The organism is Streptomyces sp. NPDC005281 (assembly GCF_040607495.1).
Lineage (GTDB): Bacteria > Actinomycetota > Actinomycetes > Streptomycetales > Streptomycetaceae > Streptomyces.
Genome location: NZ_JBEXGX010000002.1, coordinates 288660 through 306769, shown reverse-complemented (window position 1 = coordinate 306769; position 18110 = coordinate 288660). Strand labels below are relative to the sequence as shown.

13 protein-coding genes are annotated in these 18110 nt (G+C 72.3%); 9 read left to right on the top strand and 4 right to left on the bottom strand.

From position 1 onward, the window contains the following. Nucleotides 1-106: 106 nt before the first annotated feature. Nucleotides 107-1060 (top strand): L,D-transpeptidase, encoded by a 954-nt coding sequence (locus tag ABZV42_RS04045; protein WP_355979727.1) that lies wholly within the window; start codon nt 107-109, stop codon nt 1058-1060. 28 nt (nt 1061-1088) lie between these two features. Here the strand turns inward: ABZV42_RS04045 and ABZV42_RS04040 are convergent, their stop codons facing one another. Both ABZV42_RS04040 and ABZV42_RS04035 read right to left on the bottom strand, forming a co-directional pair. Continuing rightward, nucleotides 1089-1970 (bottom strand): diacylglycerol kinase family protein, encoded by an 882-nt coding sequence (locus ABZV42_RS04040; RefSeq protein WP_356050862.1) that lies wholly within the window; start codon nt 1968-1970, stop codon nt 1089-1091. A 126-nt stretch (nt 1971-2096) separates the two neighbouring features. Further along, the gene (locus tag ABZV42_RS04035; RefSeq protein ID WP_356050861.1) at nt 2097-3686 is read right to left on the bottom strand and encodes an FAD-binding oxidoreductase; all 1590 of its coding nucleotides are present in this window, start codon (nt 3684-3686) and stop codon (nt 2097-2099) included. A 74-nt stretch (nt 3687-3760) separates the two neighbouring features. On the opposite strand from ABZV42_RS04035, the gene ABZV42_RS04030 reads away from it, so the two are divergent. The 4 genes from ABZV42_RS04030 to ABZV42_RS04015 all read left to right on the top strand — a co-directional run bounded on the left by ABZV42_RS04030 (nt 3761) and on the right by ABZV42_RS04015 (nt 8057). Further along, nucleotides 3761-4360 carry a TetR/AcrR family transcriptional regulator gene (locus ABZV42_RS04030; protein ID WP_355979721.1) on the top strand — a complete coding sequence of 200 codons (600 nt, stop codon included), beginning with the start codon at nt 3761-3763 and terminating at the stop codon, nt 4358-4360. After that, complete coding sequence (locus ABZV42_RS04025; RefSeq protein ID WP_355979718.1) at nt 4357-5955, top strand: glycerol-3-phosphate dehydrogenase/oxidase; 1599 nt, start codon at nt 4357-4359, stop codon at nt 5953-5955. Before ABZV42_RS04030 ends, ABZV42_RS04025 begins: the two co-directional genes overlap by 4 nt. A gap of 394 nt (nt 5956-6349) precedes the next feature. Continuing rightward, nucleotides 6350-7087, top strand: a complete 738-nt coding sequence (locus ABZV42_RS04020; RefSeq protein WP_355979715.1) for a YoaK family protein — start codon at nt 6350-6352, stop codon at nt 7085-7087. Between the two features lie 154 nt (nt 7088-7241). Continuing rightward, nucleotides 7242-8057, top strand: a complete 816-nt coding sequence (locus ABZV42_RS04015; RefSeq protein WP_356050860.1) for a hypothetical protein — start codon at nt 7242-7244, stop codon at nt 8055-8057. 39 nt (nt 8058-8096) lie between these two features. Here the strand turns inward: ABZV42_RS04015 and ABZV42_RS04010 are convergent, their stop codons facing one another. Together ABZV42_RS04010 and ABZV42_RS04005 are read right to left on the bottom strand one after the other, a co-directional pair. Next, complete coding sequence (locus ABZV42_RS04010) at nt 8097-8954, bottom strand: ribonuclease BN (RefSeq protein ID WP_355979710.1); 858 nt, start codon at nt 8952-8954, stop codon at nt 8097-8099. A gap of 170 nt (nt 8955-9124) precedes the next feature. Further along, nucleotides 9125-11017: an arabinofuranosidase catalytic domain-containing protein gene (locus ABZV42_RS04005; RefSeq protein ID WP_356050859.1), complete on the bottom strand. Its 1893-nt coding sequence runs from the start codon at nt 11015-11017 to the stop codon at nt 9125-9127. 440 nt (nt 11018-11457) lie between these two features. On the opposite strand from ABZV42_RS04005, the gene ABZV42_RS04000 reads away from it, so the two are divergent. The 4 genes from ABZV42_RS04000 to ABZV42_RS03985 all read left to right on the top strand — a co-directional run bounded on the left by ABZV42_RS04000 (nt 11458) and on the right by ABZV42_RS03985 (nt 18108). Beyond that, complete coding sequence (locus tag ABZV42_RS04000; protein ID WP_356050858.1) at nt 11458-14223, top strand: phosphoenolpyruvate synthase; 2766 nt, start codon at nt 11458-11460, stop codon at nt 14221-14223. After that, nucleotides 14220-15872, top strand: coding sequence for a hypothetical protein (locus ABZV42_RS03995; RefSeq protein ID WP_356050857.1), 1653 nt, complete (start codon nt 14220-14222; stop codon nt 15870-15872). The genes ABZV42_RS04000 and ABZV42_RS03995 overlap by 4 nt, the downstream gene beginning before the upstream one ends. 185 nt (nt 15873-16057) lie before the next feature. Beyond that, nucleotides 16058-17167, top strand: coding sequence for an SDR family oxidoreductase (locus tag ABZV42_RS03990; protein ID WP_356050856.1), 1110 nt, complete (start codon nt 16058-16060; stop codon nt 17165-17167). Then, nucleotides 17164-18108: a nucleoside-diphosphate kinase gene (locus ABZV42_RS03985; RefSeq protein ID WP_355979696.1), complete on the top strand. Its 945-nt coding sequence runs from the start codon at nt 17164-17166 to the stop codon at nt 18106-18108. The genes ABZV42_RS03990 and ABZV42_RS03985 overlap by 4 nt, the downstream gene beginning before the upstream one ends. The last annotated feature ends 2 nt before the right edge of the window (nt 18109-18110 follow it).

The window sequence follows — 18110 nt, the reverse complement described above, 5'->3', positions numbered from 1 at the left end:
TACACATCAACTGCAACCGCGGACCGGCGTCCGCAGTCCAAGAGGACAGTGAGGCAGGCACGATTTGTGAGCCGGGGTAAATGTGAAGCGACGTAGCGGGATATCGATGTCACTCGTCATGGTTGCGGTGCTGGCGGGGGCCAGCGCCTGTGGCGGGGGTACACCGAAGGCGAGTTCAGACGACGGAAAGGGCGGTCCCGGCAAGCCGGCCGCCAGCGCGAAGCCGTCTCCATCGAAGCCCGCCGGGCCGCCGATGCTGCTGGAGACGATCACGCCGCAGACCGGCGCCACGGTCGGCGTCGCGATGCCGATCTCGGTGATCTTCACCAACCCGGTGGGCCAGAAGGCCCGGGCCGGCGTCGAGAAGCACATGAAGGTCACCAGTTCCCAGCCGATGACGGGCGCGTGGCACTGGTTCGGCGACCGGCGCGCCGACTGGCGGCCCAAGTCGTACTGGGCGACCGGGACCAAGGTGAAGGTCACCGCCGACCTGAAGGGTGTCGCCAACGGCAACGGCCGTTACGGTACGCGGTCCTACGTGCACGACTTCACCGTCGGCGACGACGTCCGCGCGGATGTGTCCGTCACGGGTCACACGATGAAGGTCACGAAGAACGGCGCGCCCGTACGGACGCTGTCGATCAACGCCGGGAGCGCCGAGTACCCCACGTGGAACGGCGTGATGGCGGTGATCGACAAGCAGGAGAAGGTCCACATGACCTCGTGCAGCGTCGGCATCAGCTGCACCAAGGGCGCCCCCAACTACTACGACCTGACCCTTCCTTGGGACGTCCACCTGACGCAGTCCGGGACCTACGTCCACTACTCGACCGGTGACCCCAACCCCGGCAGTGGCAGTGCCCGGGGCTCACACGGCTGTGTCCACCTGTCGATGTCCGACGCCAAGTGGTTCTACGGCCAGGTCAAGCAGGGCGACCCGGTGTCCGTCACCGGCTCCCCGCGCGCGAAGGCCTCGCCCGACAACGGTTTCGCCTCCTTCAACCTGAGCTGGGACCAGTGGCTGGCGGGCAGCGCGAGCGGCGAGACCACCGCGGGCTGACGTACGGCGGCGCGGCCCGGCCGGGTGATCAGAACAGCATGGCCAGATCGCCCGGCCGTACTCGGGCCGTGACGGGGAGGGTGGCCTCTACCTCCCCGTCGGCGCCGTAGGGCACGGGCCGGTCGGCCTCGATGCGGATCTCCCGGCCCCGCAGGATCACCACTTCGGGCCGGGCGATGTGCGCGCCGGTCTTCAGCTCGTTCATGAGGGTGAAGAACAGTCGGCGCGGGGCTTGGCGGATCATGACGATGTCCAGCAGGCCGTCGTCCGTCAGGGCCGCCGGTGCGATGATCCGCCCGGAGCCGTAGTAGGCGGAGTTGGCGGCCACGACGGTGTAGCCGCGGTGGAAGTGTTCCTCCCCGTCGACGGTGACGCGGTACGACACCGGACGCCAGCCGGTGACCGCGCGCAGACCTCCCGCGTAGTACGAGGCGGCCCCGCGCAGTACGCGCGCCTGGTTGGCGTGCTGATTGGCGAGCGCGTCGACTCCCGCGTACACGCTGCCGAGTACCACCGTGCGCGGGTGAACCGCCGACTCCACCTCGATGGTGTCGACGCGGCGCGGCTCGTGGCGCAGCAGGACGCGGGTCAGGTCCGCGGCGGCGGTGGGCAGCCGGAGCGCGCGGGCGAAGTCGTTGCCGCGGCCGGCCGGTATCAGGCCCAGCACGGTGTCCGTACCGCTGAGGGCACCGCCGATCCCGCCCGCGATCCCGTCGCCGCCCACGGCCAGGACGATCCGGCCCCGCTCCCCGGCGCGCCGTGCGAGCTCCTGCGCGTGGGCCAGGCTACGGCTGTACTCGGTCTCCAGTCCGGCTCCGGCCTCCCGCAGCAGGCGGGCGACCGGGAGCAGCGCGGCCGCCCCGGTGGAGCCGCCCGCGGTGGGATTGACGACGGCGGTGAACTGTCGCATCGATGTGCCTCCGGGCAGTGACGGGTGGGAGGGGAGCGGGGCTGGGGCGGAACCTGGGTACGTCGGTATGTCGGTACGGCGGACGGCACCGGGGCCGCGGCTGCCGCGGGACGTTCGCGGCGGGCGTCAGTCGAGGGGCAGCAGGATCCCGGGGCTGAGAGCGCCGTCGGGGTCCAGCCGCCGCTTGACGGCTCGCAGGGCCTCGACGCCCAGGGGTCCCGCCTCGCGGAGATACCAGTCACGGTGGTCCGTGCCCACGCCGTGGTGGTGGCTGATGGTCCCGCCCGCGCCGAGCACGGCCTCGTTGGCGGCTTCCTTGGCCGGTGCCCAGTGAGCCACGGCGTCGTCGCCCTGCGCGGAGACCACGGTGAAGTAGAGCGAGGCGCCGTTCTCGTAGACGTGCGAGATGTGGCACATGACCAGGGGCGGGGTGCCCGCGGCGGTGAGCGTCTCGGTGAGCGCGGTGCGCACGGCGGCGTAGAGCTCGGGAACCCGTGACCAGAAGGTCGCCGTCTCCAGGGTCTCGACGAAGGCCCCGGCGTCGAGCAGCGCGTCGCGCAGATACGGCGCCGAGTAGCGGCCGTGCGCCCAGCGGTCGCCGGGCTCGGCGCCCAGGTAGGTGCCCCCGGCGGCGCGCAGGACCTCCGCGGCCTCCTCGCGGCGACGCGAGGTCTCCTCCTCGGTCCCCTCGTACCCGGCGATCGCCGTGCATCCGGCGGTGGCCGACGCCTCGTCCGATCCGATGGCGTCGGGCTGGGCGAGGCCGATGAACGTCTCGGTCTCGTCGGACAGCCGCAGCACGGTGGGGCGCGGGCCGTCCTGGGCGAGCCGGCGCAGAGCGGTGGTGCCCTCCTCGAACGAGGCGAACCGCCACCCCTCGTAGACACGGGTCCGCGGGAGCGGCCTGATCCGTACGGTGACGGAGGTGATGACCCCGAAGGCGCCCTCGGAGCCGAGGATCAGCTGACGCAGGTCGGGGCCGGCCGCCGAGCGGGGGGCGCGGCCCGTGTCCAGGGTGCCCTGCGGGGTCGCGAGGGTGAGGCCGAGGACCATCTCGTCGAAGCGGCCGTATCCGGCGGAGGCCTGGCCGCTGGAACGGGCTGCGGCGAATCCGCCGATGGTGGCCCATTCGTAGGACTGCGGGAAGTGCCCGAGGGTGAACCCGTATTCGGCCAGGAGGGCCTCCGCGTCGGGTGCGCGCAGCCCCGGCTGGAGGGTCGCGGTCCGGGAGACGGGGTCGATGGCGAGCAGGCCGTTCATCCGGCGCAGGTCGAGCGCGACGAAGGCGCCGCGCTCCGGGGCGAGGCCGCCGACGACGGAGGTGCCGCCGCCGAACGGCACGACGGCGAGGCCGTGTTCGGCGCAGGCGCGCAGGACGGCGAGGACCTCGTCGTGGGTGGCGGGCAGGGCGACGGCCGCGGGGGCGTCCACGGCGTCGCCCGCCCGGATCTTCAGCAGATCGGGCGTGGACTTCCCGCGGGTGTGCCGGATCCGGCTCTCCGCGTCGGTGCGTACGTGCTCGGCGCCGCCGACGGCGTCCGCGAGCGCGCGCAGGGCCGGGGCCGCCGGGGTCTCGGGGAGGGGGATCTCGTCAAGGGCGGGCGGGGCGGTCTCGCTCGGCTTCACGCCGAGCAGATCGCGCAGCAGCCCGGTCACCGAGTCGGGCAGCGGTGCCGCCTTCGCCGGGTCGCCCCAGCCACTCCACAGCATGTCCATGAACGTAGTCCTCATCGGTCGGTTCGCGACGGGCCGTCTGCCGCACGGTCGCTCAAGGCGTTACACTGTGACACATGACGCCTATTCGTCACAACCACTCGGACGGCGACCCCGTCCTCGACGCCGTTCGCGACTGCGTCCTGGCGGTCGGGGTCCGGCGTACCACCCTGACCGACGTGGCCCGCCGCGCCGGCGTCTCGCGCATGACGCTCTACCGGCGCTGGCCCGACGTACGGTCGCTGGTCGGCGACCTGATGACCCGTGAGTGGATCGACGTGGCGACGCGCGCCATGCCGGAACCGGAGCCGGACGGGCACACGCGGACCCTGATCGTGGACGGGCTCGTCGCCGGAGTGGAGGGCTTCCGGGCCCACCCGCTCTTCCGCAAGATCATCGACGTCGACCCCGAACTCCTGCTCCCCTACGTACTGGACCGCCGCGGAGCCAGCCAGGAAGCTCTCCTGGAGCTCCTCGGCGACGCCCTGGAACAGGGGCACACCGACGGCTCGGTGCGGCTCGCCCCCACGAGACGGCAGGCCCGTTCCGTGCTGCTGGTGGTCCAGTCCTTCACCCTGTCGCTGCGGACCATGACCGACGAGGGCGACCCCGAACTCACCAGCACCGCCTTTCTCGACGAGCTGCGCATCCTTCTGGAGAGGACCCTCACGCCATGAGTCCCGCAAGCAGTCCGAACGGCCCGGCCGCCCCGGCGCCGGGATCGTCGCTCTCCGCCGCCCGCCGCCGCCGTGAACTGGCCGAGGCCGTGGGCGGCGACACCGTGGACGTCCTGGTCGTCGGACTCGGCGCCACCGGCGCGGGGGTCGCCCTGGACGCGGCCGCGCGCGGCCTGAGCGTCGTCGCCGTCGACGCCCACGACCTCGCCTTCGGCACATCGCGCTGGAGTTCCAAGCTCATCCACGGCGGCCTGCGCTATCTGGCCTCCGGGCAGCTCGACGTCGCCCACGAGAGCGCCGTCGAACGCGGTGTCCTCATGGAGCGCACGGCCCCCCACCTGGTGCGCGCCCAGCCCTTCGTGCTGCCCCTGACCCCGTTGGTGTCACGCGGCCAGGCCTCTCTGGCCTGGGCCGGGTTCCGGGCCGGGGACACCCTGCGGCTGGCGGCCCGCACCTCGCGCGCCACCCTGCCCGCGCCGCGCCGCCTCTCCGCGGTGGAGGCCCGTCACCTCGCGCCCTCGGTACGCCCCGCCGGGCTGCGCGGCGGACTGCTCTCCTGGGACGGCAAGGTGACCGACGACGCCCGGCTCGTCACCGCGCTCGCCCGCACCGCCGCCGTCCACGGCGCGAAGATCCTCACCCGGGTCAGGGCGCTGGAGCTCGGCGGGACCGTCGTCCGCGTCCGCGACGAACTGACGGGAGAGCAGGGCGAGATCAGGGCCCGCGCGGTCGTCAACGCCTCCGGCGTGTGGGCGGGCGACCTGGTCGAGGGCATCCGTATCCGTCCCTCGCGCGGAACCCATCTGGTGCTGCGCGCCGACCTGTTCGGACCGCTGCCCGCGGGACTGCACATCCCGATACCGGGCGAGAGCAACAGGTTCGTCCTCGTCCTGCCGCAGGACGACGGCCGTGTGTACGTCGGCCTGACCGACGAACCCGTCGACGGGGACCTGCCGGACGTGCCCGAGGCGCCCGAGTCGGACATCGGCTTCCTGCTCGACGTCGTCGGCTCCGCCCTGGACACCCCGGTGAGGCGCCAGGACGTCGTCGGCGCCTTCGCGGGGCTGCGCCCCCTGCTCGACACCGTGCCCGCTCGCTCGGGAGGGGCCGCCCGCACCTCCGACATCTCGCGCCGGCACGCCGTCCTCACCTCCGACGACGGGGTGACCACGGTGGTCGGCGGCAAGCTCACCACCTATCGGCGTATGGCCCAGGACGCCGTGGACGCGGCGGTCGTGGCCCGGGGTCTGCGCGCCGGTCCCTCGACGACCGCCTCCCTGCCGCTGGTCGGGGCGGCGGCCCCGCACCGGCTCGGGTCGCTCGCCGCTCCCGGCCATCTGATCCGCCGCTACGGCGCCGAGGCCCCCGCCGTCCACGCCCTCGCCGCCGATGACCCCCGCCTCGGCGAGCCCGTGGTGCCGGGACACCCGGTCACGCGGGCCGCGCTGCTGTGGGCCGTGCTGCACGAAGGCGCCCTCGACGAGGCCGACCTCCTGGACCGGCGCACCCGCATCGGCCTGGTGCCCCAGGACAGGTCCGATGCTGCGGCCGCCGCCCAGGAAGCCCTCGACACGGCCGCAGCCCGGCTGACCTGACAGACGACCGGGCAGGCCTCAGCGGGCCGGGTGGCGCGCCGGAGGGTTCGGGCGCGGACGACGTGGCGGGGGTTCGGCCGCCGGTCGCGCCGACCGCGGGCGTTGGGTCGCCGCCGGTCGCCCCGACACACGGACGCGAGCAGCGGCTACGAGGCGGGCGACGCGGCCGATCCGCCGGGCGGTCGACCGCCCCGCGGATCGGCTCTGCGCGGTCCCGCACGCGCACGGCCGCCGGCGGTTCGGCTCTGCACCGGGCCCGCGCCCGCACGGCCGCCGGGTGCTTGAGATCTGGTGGACCGGCGTGGGGCGCGCCGCACCGTCCATTGGCGGCACGGCTGTCGCGTGTCGGCCCGGCCACCGCTGTCCCGCAGCCCCCGTTCCCGAGACTGACCCCATGACTGATGAAGCCGGATCGCCGGCGTCGGCCGCGCGGCGCGATCGCCAGCAGACCGTCGTCATGGCGACTCTCACCGTCCTGGCGGGCGCGGTCGACGCGGTCAGCTTTCTGACCATGGGCCACGTCTTCACCGCTCTGGCCACCGGGAACCTGCTCTTCCTCTCCTTCGCCGTCGCGGGTGAGGGAGAACTGCCGGTGGCCCGCCCCGCGATCGCCCTCCTGGCCTTCGTCCTGGGGGCCGCGGCCGGGGCCCTCGCCACCAGCGGTCTCCTCGCCAGGCACCGGCACTGGTTCGCGGCCGCACTGGCCGTGGAGGGCGTGCTCCTGGCCCTCGCGGGTGCCGTAGCGCTGTGGCGGCACGGTTCCGGCTCACTCACCGATCACCCGGACAACCTGGTCATCGCCATGGTCGGCTTCGCCATGGGCCTGCGCGCGGACACGGCCCTGCGCGCGGCCGTTCCCGGTATGCCGACCCTGCTGGTGCAGGTGTCCCTGGTCCGTCTCATCGACGGCCTCACCGGACCCACCGCGCCCACCGGGCAGCGGACCGCGGCCCGGGTCAGGCTCGTCGCGACCGTCGTGGGCATCTTCGCGGGCGGCGTCCTCGGCACTCTCATCACACCGTGGGGAACGGGCCGCGCGCTGCTCGCCATCGCGGCCGCGGTCCTGATCGTCGCCGCCCTCAACGTGCTCCTGGCGCGATACCACCTGCTCTCGCCCGAACTCATCGGCTGAACAGGTGCGATCGACCTCCCCGCGTGCGGGAGGTGTCGTCCTCGAAGTTGCCGGAAACCGGCAGTCGTGCCGGGGTCCGACGCTTCCGGGACCCGACGTGTCGGCTGGTCGGCCGCGTGTGACCTAATGCTCCCGGAACGGAAGAGACACGGGAGTGGTTGTGCGGACGGTGGACCAGCGGCCGGTGTCGCGGCGGATCCGGCGGGAGTGGTGGCATGCGGTCGCCTGGATCCTGCTCGGACTGGCTCTGTCGGCGGTGGCCGTGGGCCCGGCCTCCTACGTCCCGGGACGGGTCGCCACGGAGGCGGCCTTCCGGAACGCCCGGCCGTGCGCCGGTGAAGGGGCGGTACGGGACGGCGGCGGGAGCTGCCTGCGTACGATCCGCGGGACAGTCCTGTCCGCCGAGAACGCAAAGAGCGGCAAGTCGACGGTCTTCCGTGTCAGGTTGAGGCCGCCGGTTCCGGCTCCCGCCGACCAGTCGATCGACCTCGACTGGCACGGCGACCTGTCGGAACTCATCGAGCCGGGCGAGCGGGTGGACGTCACCACGTGGCGGAACGACGTGGTCGCCGTCAGCCAGGGCGGGGTCAGCGAGCGGCTTTCGGGACTGCCGGACGAGGCGCCCGCCCTGTTCACCGGAGCCGCCCTGGTCGGTGTGTGGTCGGCGGTCCTGGCGTTCATCGCCGCCTTCGGCAGCGCCCGGCGGGCCCGCTGCCTCGCCACCGGCCGCCCCGTCGTCCCCCGGGTCCCGATGGGGGCGAAACCTGTGGCCGTGGTGGCTGTGCCGCTCATCGCGGCCTTCACCGCCGGTCATTTCTGGGACACCTGGACGGCTGTGGTCATGGCTGTGGTCATCGGGGCCTTTGCAGCGGTCCCCGTCACGATCCTCGCGCTGCGCTGGGACCGGGAGCCGTCCTCGACGCCCTCGCCGGACCACCGGGTCGACGCCCCGCTCACCGTGTCCGACTGATCCGACGGGAGACAGAGCTCAGGGCGCGACGGCACGGACTCAGCGCTCACGTCGTCGGATTCGCCGCCGGAGAGCTCTCGTCCCGGTGGCGAGTTCCTCGTGTGTCAGTCGCCCCAGCAACGCGCCGCCGAAGACGACGACGCCGACGCCGACCAGCCAGGACTGGACCACCAGGACGGTGCCGAAAGGACCGTAGGTGACGGCGCTCGATGCGATCAGGGGTGAGAAGACGCGACGCGAGAAGAACCGTAGGCCGAGCAGGCCGAGAGAGGTCAGGACCGCGCCGGGCAGGAGGGCCTTCCCGGCGGTCCTTCCGCCGAGCAGCATCCACTGGGACCACCAGAAGAACAGGACGGCGCTCGCCTCGGCCGCCAGCGTTCCGGCGGCCGAGTGGCGCCACAGCGTGGTCGTCGCGGTCACGTAGAGGGAACCGATGAGCACGGCGAGCCAGAGGACCTGGCGCCATCGCGCGTACCAGCGGGCCGGGGGCAGGCCCCAGACCTTCTCGTAGCCGGTCTGCACGGCCGCGCCGAAACTCAGGCCGAAGACGGCGAGGGCGGCGAGACCGAAGGCCGTCGTGGTCTGCCGTACCTGCGCGGGCCCCGCGAACAGCCGCGCGACCTCGTTCCTGGCGGCCCTCGACACTCCGAGCCCGTCGCCCAGCCACTGCGCGAACCCCCGCCCGTGCGCCGGATCGGCGGCGGAGACGACGATCAGGAGCGGCACCAGCGTGAGGAAACCGAGGGCCGCGAAACCCAGCGACCTCTGCCCGAGTTCGATGCTCCTGCTGTGCCGCCATCCCCGGCCGGCCGGGGAGTCGCGCAGCGCCGCGTACAGCCGTGCCCGAGGGGCGGGCCGGTCCTGGTGGGCGGCGGCCGGGGGATCCTTTTTCGGCATGCAGGTCGATTACCACAGACGCCGTCGGTGCCGACACCATCTGGACAGACGGGTCGGGTGCGGGGCTCCTTCCGGCGAAACGGCGCGGGCGCTCGTCGCAGGCCTCCGCCTCCCGGACACGGGCGGGCCCGGCCGGACAATCCGGCCGGGCCGAGGAGAGTCGAGACCGGTCAGCCCAGTGCGAACTTCTGGGCGGCGGCTCCGTTGCAGTCCCAGATCTGGAGCCGGGTGCCGTTGGCCGTGGCGCCGTCGGGGGAGTTCAGGCAGCGGCCCGACTGCGGGTTGAGCAGCGAGCCGTCGGCCTGCTGCTGCCAGATCTGACCGCCGGCCCCGTTGCAGTCCCACAGTTCGACCTGGGTGCCGTTGGCGGTGCTGTTGCCGTTGATGTCGAGGCAGCGGCCCAGCGTGTGCAGCCGGCCGTCCGAGCTGTGGAACCAGTGCTGGTCGACCGCGTACGACTGGCAGCTCCACAGCTGGACCGCCGTCGCGTTGGAGCCGTTGTCGTCACCGGCCACATCGGCACAGGTGCCGCCGGGCCCGACGACGGGCGCGCCCGCGTTGACGGCGAACTTCTGCGCGGCCGACCCGTTGCAGTCCCAGATCCGCAGCCGGGTGCCGTTGGCCGTGGCGCCGTTGGGGGAGTCCAGGCAGCGGCCCGACTGCGGGTTGAACAGCGAGCCGTCGGCGCGCTGCACCCACTTCTGGCCCCCGATCCCGTTGCAGTCCCACAGTTCGACCTGGGTGCCGTTGGCGGTGCCGTTGCCGATGATGTCCAGGCAGCGGCCGATGGTGCCGAGCGAGCCGTTGGCGTTGTGCGTCCAGTACTGGTCCTCGGCGTACGACTGGCAGTTCCACAGCTGTACGGCCGCGCCGTTCACGCCGGTGTCGTCCGCGGCGACGTCGACGCACTCGCCGCCGGGGCCGCCGACGGTGCCCTGCGGGCCGTTGGGGACGTTGGTCTGGCCCGAGTAGCCCACGGAGACGATGTTCGCCTGGACGGCGTTCTCGGCCGCGTCGGTCGGATAGCCCGCGACCATGACGCCCTCGAAGAACGTGCCCATGTTCCAGTTGCTGTTGTCGCCGCCCGTGCCCAGGATGATGCCGCCCTCCTGCTGCATCGGCCGGTAGCCGCCCCGCGTGGGCAGCGCCCCGTCCCACCAGGTCGTCAGGCCGCCCGACTGCGAGTTGCCGCCCTTCAGCGCGTACGTGGTCTGCCCGTTGTTCTTGAGGACGGCCGTCACGTACGTACTGCTGTTGCCCTTGTTCGCGGTGTTGGAGCCGTTGTCGCCCTGGAACATGCCGTTCTCCAGGTCGGCCTCGATCCAGGGGCCCGAGCCGCTGCACGGAGCGAAGTAGCAGGTGGTGGCGATGGACACCGCGTCCATGTGGCCGTTGCCGGTGTCGGCGGGAGTCGATTCCGCGTTGCCGTAGTCGAAGCAGCAGGCCGAGCCGACGTGGGTGCCGCTGGCGACCATGTAGGCGCCCTCCGCCCGGCCGTTCACCGCGACGCCCGACGCGGCGCCGTGCGAGCGGTAGCCGACGCCGGGGGAGATCCAGATCCCGTACACCTTGTGGCCGCCCGCCGTGACGGACAGTTCAGCGGCGTCGGCTCCCCGGTCGGCGCCCATTCCGGCCGTGCCCGCGGGGCCGGGGAACAGATCGTTGTGGCGGGACGTCTGGTCGTACACCTTCGAGATGCTGCACGTGGTGTTCGCGCAGAAGCTGTCCTGCTGCGCGGCGTTCGCGTAGCCGCCGGCCGCGAGCAGCCCGATGTCGGCGCTCGCGCCGTCGGAGGCGCGGGTGACCTGGTACAGCGGGCCGTTGTACGCGGCGAACAGCGCACGTGTCGTGCTGTGGGCGGCGACGCACGGGGTGCCCGCGCCGGCGTAGATGTCGCAGGGCTGGGACGCGGCGGCCTGCGCGACGCCGGGCATGCCGACCAGGACGGTCACCAGGAGGCCGAGGGTCGCGGCGACGGACAGCAGGGCGCGGCGGAGCCTGGCCGCCGGTCCGGCAGCTGGGGAGGGGACGAGACGCGAGGGGGCGGATCTTCTTCTGCGCATGTGTGCTCCCGAGGTGGAGGGCGGAGCTACAACTCGGCCTTGGGACAGCCGAGTTCAGGCTGCCTGGCGACTGCGTCGGAAGTTACAAGCGCTGGTCGATTGCGTCAATATTTGTTGCTTTCCTTTCTGGTCGAACCCTCGAAGGTGTCCGAACGTGTGGCTTTGTGGCGCCCAGTGGTCCACCCGATATCTCCCGAACCCGGCCGCCCTCGCCCTCCGTGTCCCGGTGTGCCGCGGGCGCCGGGTCGACCCACTTCGGCCGGATCGTCCCGTTACCCGGCGGGGCCCCGGCGTTCGCCCTGGACAGCGGCCCGGACCCGGAATTTGAAAAGCCTACGACGACCGAAAAGCGCCTACTGAGAGCCGTCGGAGTTTTTTCGACCGGCCCTGCTGTGCAACATTCGGGCGAGGTCGAGCAACACCCTCGGAGGGGAAACGCATTGTCGCCCACCACGGGACCCGAACACCGGTCCCTGCATGTCCTCACACCGTCCAGCGACGCATCCCTCATCACCGAATGGGCCGGTGGAAAAGGGAAGAACCTGCACACCCTGACCGCGTCCGGATTTCAAGTACCGAGATGGTCGGTCATCGGCCTGGACATATTCGCGGAATTCAGCCGCGGAACGGGACTGGACGGACACCTGAAGCGGCTGTTCGCCGACGACTGGGAGCCCAAGGCCGGCCGGATCGCCGCGGAGATCGCCGGCCTGATCGAGGCGGCGCCGCTCGACGACCGCCTCACCGACGCCATCGGGCTGGCCTACGGGCTGGCCGGGGGAGGTGCCGTCGCCGTCCGCTCGTCCGGCGCGCAGGAGGACGGGGAACGCCATTCGTTCGCCGGGCAGTTCGACAGCTTCCTCAACGTTCGCGGCCTCGACGAGGTCGTCGCCCACGTCCGCCGCTGCTGGGCCTCAGCCTTCTGTGAACGCTCCCTGCGCTACCGCGCTCAGCACCGCCTTCCGATCGACATCGGCGGTGTCGCCGTCATCGTGCAGCGCATGGTTGCCGCCGAGCTGAGCGGTGTGCTGTTCACCGCCGACCCGGCGAGCGGACGCACCGACCGGTATGTCGTCAGCGCCGTCCACGGGCTCGGTGAGGGGCTGGTCTCGGGCGCCGTCGACGCCGACACCGTCGTCCTGGACGCCGTCACCGGCGAGCCGCTGACCACGGTGATCGGCGACAAGCGGGAGCGCTACGACGCCGGTTCGGGACCCGGCTGCCAGGTGTCGCCCGTCGCCGACGGGGACCGCGCCGAACTGTCCCTGACCGCCGACCGGCTGGTCCGGCTGCACGCGGCGGGAGCCCGCGTCACCGCCTGCTACGGCACCCCCCAGGACATCGAGTGGGCGATCGCCGAGGACGGTCTGTGGATCCTCCAGAGCCGGCCGGTCACGGCCCTCGCCCAGGCCGCCGACCCCGCGCCGGAGCCGGGCCTGGACCTGCGGATCTGGGACAACTCCAACATCGTCGAGAGCTTCAGCGGTGTCGTGTCCCCGCTCACCTACAGCTTCGCCGCCGACACGTACGCGAAGGTGTACGACAGCTACGCCCGCGCCCTCGGGGTCCGCGGGGAGGCGCTGCGCGAGGTGCAGGAGTGGACCCCGCACCTGCTCGGCTACGTCCACGGACGGGTCTACTACAACCTGTTCCACTGGTACCGCATGGTGCGCCTCGCCCCGCTGTACCCGCTCAACCGGCGCGTTCTGGAGAAATCCCTGGGTGTCGCCGAGAGCATTTCCGATGAACTCGCCGACACGCTGCATCCGTTCACTCCCCGGCCCGGACCGCTCGGCCATGTCTCCCGCCTTGCACGTACGGTCGTGTTCACCACGAGATTCCTCACCATCCGAAAATCGGTGAACACGTTTCATCGAGATTTCTATCGCGCGTACGCGGTATTCAACAATGTCGACTACGACGCACTGCCGGGCGACGAGACCTACCGCCGTTTCCGGCGGCTTCAGCGGGAACTCATCGAGAAATGGGGCCCGATGCAGACCCTCGACGCGACGATCCTGCTCTCCGTCGGACTTCTGGCCCTGCTCACCCGCAGATGGCTGCCGAACGCGCCCGAGTGGTTCACCTGGGCCGCGGCGGCCCCCGGCGGTGCCGTCGAGTCCGTGGAACCCGTATGGGCGCTGCGTGAGCTGGCCGGCCTGGCGCGTGCCGACACCGAGGTCCTGGCGCTGCTGGAAGACACTCCCGACTCCGAGGCCCACCGGGCGTTGCGCGACGCCGGTCACACCGGTTTCCTGCGGGCCGTCGACGCGTACATCGCCGACTACGGCTACCGCAGCCCCGACGAACTCAAGCTGGAGGTCCCCGACCTGCGCGAGAATCCGGCGGGCGTCTTCACACTGCTGCGCGCGGCACTGCCGGAGAGCAGCGAGGAGGGGGCACCCGACCGGGGCGGCGAGGCCGACGCCTACCTCGACGAACAGCTGAGCCGCCCGCGCCGGCTGGTGTACGAACGGGTGCGCGGCAAGGCCCGGACCGCGCTCGCCGACCGGGAACGGCTCAGGTTCTGCCGCACCCGCGCCTTCGGAGCGGCCAAACGCATGCTGCGCGCCCTGGGTCGCGACCTGGCCCGCGCCGGTGCCATCGACGCGTGGGACGATGTCTTCCTCCTCCGCCTGGAGGAGATCCGGGGTGCCTACGAGGGCATGATCGCCCACACCGAACTGCGGGACCTGGTCGTGCTGCGGCGCGGGCAACAGACGGCCGACACCGCGCTGCACGCACCCTCCCGCTTCACCACCCGCGGCGCGCCGTACTGGTCGGGCAACCTCGAACGGGCCGGCTGGAACAGTGGCCCTGCGGCCCCCAGCGGCGCCCGCGAACTGACCGGCGTCCCCTGCTGCCCCGGGGTCGCGGAAGGTCCCGCCGTGGTCACCGACACCCCGCGCGACATCGGCGGCGGCATCCTGCTCACCTACCGCACCGACCCGGGATGGGTGACCGCGCTGTCCTCGGCCGCCGCCCTGGTCATCGAACGCGGCAGCCCACTGACCCATGTGGCCGTTGTGGCGCGGGAGTTGGGAATTCCGACCGTGGTCCAGGTGAAGGGCGCCACCACCGAGGTCCGCACCGGCGCCCGGCTGCGGGTCGACGGCGCCGCCGGGACGGTCACCGTACTCGCCGACCCGCCCCACGACAGCACGGCCGCCGCTGCGGACAGCCCCCGAAGGGAGACACATCAGTGATCCTCACCGAGGAACGGCTCCAGGACCTGCTCGACAAGTCCCTCGCGGAACTCCCCTCCGACACCGAATGGGCCGTGACCCTGGAGGGCTCCATAGCCGAGGGGTTCGGCAACCCCTCCTCCGACATCGACTTCCTCCTCGTGAGCCGCCACGACGACGACCTGCCCACGATGCCGTCGCTGCTGTTCGTGGACGGCAGGCGGGTGGAGATCCGCACCCGGTCGGTGCGTCAACTCGCCGATCAGTTCCGGGCGGTGGAGCACGCGGCCGGACGGCCGGCCCGGCTCTCCGAGGATCTCCTCAACCGCTGCCAGCGCGTCCTGCACAGCCACCCGCTGCGCGGCCACGCCCTCATCGAGGAGGTCAAAGCGCTGCTGCCCGTGGAGCGGTTCCGCCGGATCACCGCCGACTGGTGGGCGCACCGCGCCCGGCAGTCCCTGCGGCACGCGCTGGCACTCCAGTGTCTCGGCGAGAGCGACGAGGCGTCCGACTGGACCCGCGCCGCTCTCGTGCAGAGCGTCAAGTCCTGGGCGGCCGGCCTCGGCGAGACCTATCTCGAACCCAAGTGGCTGTCCTTGCAACTGGACCGGGCAGGACGGGCGGACGTGCGCGACCGCTACTGGGTACTGGAATCGGCCGCCGTCCCACCCGGCGACGCCGACGCCGCACACCGACGTCTGACCGCCTGCCTCGACTTCGCCGAAGCCCTCGGTCTCACCGATGTCCCCCGGCGGCCCGAACGCCTCACCGTCGGACGCGTGGCCCGGGTGACCACCTGGCAGACCGGCGAACGGGTCCACGTCGTCCGCGGCCGGCGCGACGTGTTCGCCCTCGGCGCCGACGCCGGAACCGTCTGGCGCTCCCTCGTCCTGGGCCGGCCGCTGCCCCGCGTGCTGGCCGACAGCGCCGCCACCGGCGTCACCGACCCCGGCAGGCTGATCGCCGCCTTCCTGCGCTACGGACTGGTCCGCCTCGCCTGGAAGGGCGGCGGAAACGTCACCCCCGCGCTTCCCCTCGCCGCCCCGTCCGGCCCCCTGACCCCGCCGCCCTCCACCGAGCAGCCCCTCCTGTCGGTACGCGGCGCGGCCGTCACCGGAGCCCGCTCCGTCGACCTGATGCCCCTGCCCGCCGACCGGTTCGCCGCCGCGGCCATGGCTCTCGTGTGGTCCAACGTGGTCGTCGAGAACGCCGTCGAGGATCTGACCGGAGCCCTGCAACGGGGCCAGCGGCGGGTGGCCGAACTCACCGCGCGCCGCGCCGTGCACGCCGCGCTCCGCGGACTGTTCAGCGCCCACGGCGTCAACCCGCTGCCCGGGGACGCCGACCTCGTACGCCGCATGGACCTCCTCCCCGCCGCCACCGGGCCGATCGGTGTGCGCGCATGCGAACTCCTGGGACGGGGTGTGGAATCGGCGGAGGACGGTGACGCGCTCCGCGCGGAGCTGCGCCGCTTCATCGCCCTGGTGCGTGCCGCCGTGGGCGCCGACGCCTTCCCGCTCTCCTTCGACTCCGCCCACACCTGGCGGGCGACGCTGCAACTGGGCCACGACTGGCTGCGCATGGGCGCCCACCTCGGCGCGGAGCTGCCCGTCGAAGAGGCTCGCGACCTGCTGGCCGGCAACGGGGCCCAGCCCCATCGGGCCCCGTGACGGCGCCGGGCTCGCGAGCATTCCACCCGACGTCCCGCTCGGAGGATTCACCGATGTCCGACCCTACGAATGCCGACCGGACGAATGCCGACCTGTCGAAACCCGATCGCACGAGAGCCGGTCCGACGAATGCCGACCGGAGGAAAGCCGACCTGCCGAAATCCGGTCGCACGAAAGCCGATCCGATGACGTCCGGCACGGTGGCGTCCGACCCGATGACCGTGCTGGTGACCGGCGCCAGCGGCTTCGTGGGCGTCGAGGTGACGGCCCGGCTGACCGCCGCGGGCCACACGGTGCTGGCCGTACTGCACCGCAACGGCGACCTCGTCCGCAACAACGGCAGAAAACTCGCCGCAGGTCCGGGCACCCTCACCCGGATCACCGGTGACATCACCCGCCCCGGCCTCGGACTGAGCGACGACGACCGGCGGCTCGCCGCCACTGCCGACCGGATCGTGCACAGTGCCGCCGTCACCGACTTCGGACTGGCGCCGGGCCGGTACGAGCGTGTCAACGTCGAGGGCACCCGGCACGTCCTGGACCTCGCCCTGGCAGCCCGTACCCCCCTGGTGCACGTCAGCACCGCCTATGTGTGCGGGGAACGCGACGGCATCGCGTACGAGGACGAACTCGACCTCGGCCAACGCCCCGGCAACGACTACGAGAAGAGCAAGCTGGCCGCCGAGACACTGGTCCGCAAGGCGGCGGCGGACGGCCTGCCCGTGGCCGTGATCCGTCCGAGCATCGTCACCGGCGCCACCCGCACCGGCCGCGTCCGCGACCTCAAGACCATCTATCCCGTGCTCAAGGTCCTGACCAGGGGCCTGGTCCGCACCGTGCCCGGCCACCAGGACGCCGTCCTCGACCTGGTCCCGGTCGACAAGGTCGCCGACCTGGTGACCGAGGCCGCCACCCGGTTCCAGGACGCCGAGGGACGCACCCTGCACGCCGTCGGCCACGAACTGACCCTGCGCGGCATGTCCGACGTTCTCGCCGAGTACCCGTCCCTCCACGTGCCGCGGTTCGTCCCCCCGTCCGCGTTCGCCGCCACGGCGCTGCCCGGCCGCGAACGCCCGTACTACGACCGCGTCGTCTCCCTGTACGCCCCCTACTTCCGGCGCCGTGTCCGCTTCGACGCCACCCACGCGGAGGCCTTCGGCCACCGTCCGCCCACTACGGGCGCGCATTCCTATCTGCGCCGTCTCCTCGACCACTGCCTCGCGACCGGCTATCTCGGCCCGCCCCCGCGCGAGGAGCCGGCCGCCGCCCGACCCGACGGGAGCACCCACCGATGACCTCCGCCCACCTCGCCGAGCCCTCGTACGGCATACCCGTCTCGCCACTGCTGACCTGCCACCCCGCCAAGCAACGGCTGTACGGCGCGGACACCTACTTCCAGGAGAGCCACGACCAACTCGCCGCTCTCACAGGTGACATCACCGGCTTCGCCCACCGGCACGCGCTGCTCCTGCTCAAGCCCGACGCCGTCGTGGCCCGCAGGCTCGACGCGGCCGCGGACTGGCTGGCAGGGCAGGGCTTCAGGATCGTCGGCGCGGCCGTCACCCGGCTGACCCGCACCATGATTCGCTCCCTGTGGTACTTCCAGTGGAATCTCGCCACCCCCTACCGCAGGCGGCTGGCCGCGCTCTTCCTGGAGGACGCCGACGCCCTCGTCCTGCTCGTACGTCCCGATCACGACCTGGACGTACCCGCCTCCGTCGAACTCACCCGGCTCAAGGGACCCACGGACCCGGACGCCCGCCGGCCCGGCCAGCTGCGCCATCTCCTGGGCCGCTACAGCTACTTGCTGAATCTGGTGCACACCCCCGACGAACCCGCCGACGTCCTGCGCGAGCTGGCCGTCCACTTCGACGACGGCGAACGCGATCTCCTCTTCCGCTCCGCCCTCGCCGACGAGGACCGCACCGCGCACGCCCTGGAACTGACCGGCCGGCTGTACGCCGCCACCCGGCCCAAGAACCTCGACTTCGAGCCCGCCCTCGCACGGCTGCGCGACACCGTGTCCCGGCACCGGGGCGCCGAGCCCATCGCCACCCCGCGCACGCTGCTGGAGACCGCCTGGCGGCGGGGGATCGGCCTCGACCCGTGGGACGCCGTCATCGTCGGCTCGAAGGTGCTTCCCATGCGGCAGCCGGGCCGGGCGCCCGTGCTCGACGGAGCCGACGCCGACACCTGGCGCCGCCACCTGGACACCGTCCGCGCCACCGCGAACTGAGG

What these genes read in the sequence shown, in the direction of transcription:
- ABZV42_RS04045 (WP_355979727.1), top strand. Translation starts at nt 107, where the DNA reads ATGTCACTCGTCATGGTTGCGGTGCTGGCGGGGGCCAGCGCCTGTGGC.
- ABZV42_RS04040 (WP_356050862.1), bottom strand. Translation starts at nt 1,970, where the DNA reads ATGCGACAGTTCACCGCCGTCGTCAATCCCACCGCGGGCGGCTCCACC.
- ABZV42_RS04035 (WP_356050861.1), bottom strand. Translation starts at nt 3,686, where the DNA reads ATGGACATGCTGTGGAGTGGCTGGGGCGACCCGGCGAAGGCGGCACCG.
- ABZV42_RS04030 (WP_355979721.1), top strand. Translation starts at nt 3,761, where the DNA reads ATGACGCCTATTCGTCACAACCACTCGGACGGCGACCCCGTCCTCGAC.
- ABZV42_RS04025 (WP_355979718.1), top strand. Translation starts at nt 4,357, where the DNA reads ATGAGTCCCGCAAGCAGTCCGAACGGCCCGGCCGCCCCGGCGCCGGGA.
- ABZV42_RS04020 (WP_355979715.1), top strand. Translation starts at nt 6,350, where the DNA reads ATGACTGATGAAGCCGGATCGCCGGCGTCGGCCGCGCGGCGCGATCGC.
- ABZV42_RS04010 (WP_355979710.1), bottom strand. Translation starts at nt 8,954, where the DNA reads ATGCCGAAAAAGGATCCCCCGGCCGCCGCCCACCAGGACCGGCCCGCC.
- ABZV42_RS04005 (WP_356050859.1), bottom strand. Translation starts at nt 11,017, where the DNA reads ATGCGCAGAAGAAGATCCGCCCCCTCGCGTCTCGTCCCCTCCCCAGCT.
- ABZV42_RS03990 (WP_356050856.1), top strand. Translation starts at nt 16,058, where the DNA reads ATGACGTCCGGCACGGTGGCGTCCGACCCGATGACCGTGCTGGTGACC.
- ABZV42_RS03985 (WP_355979696.1), top strand. Translation starts at nt 17,164, where the DNA reads ATGACCTCCGCCCACCTCGCCGAGCCCTCGTACGGCATACCCGTCTCG.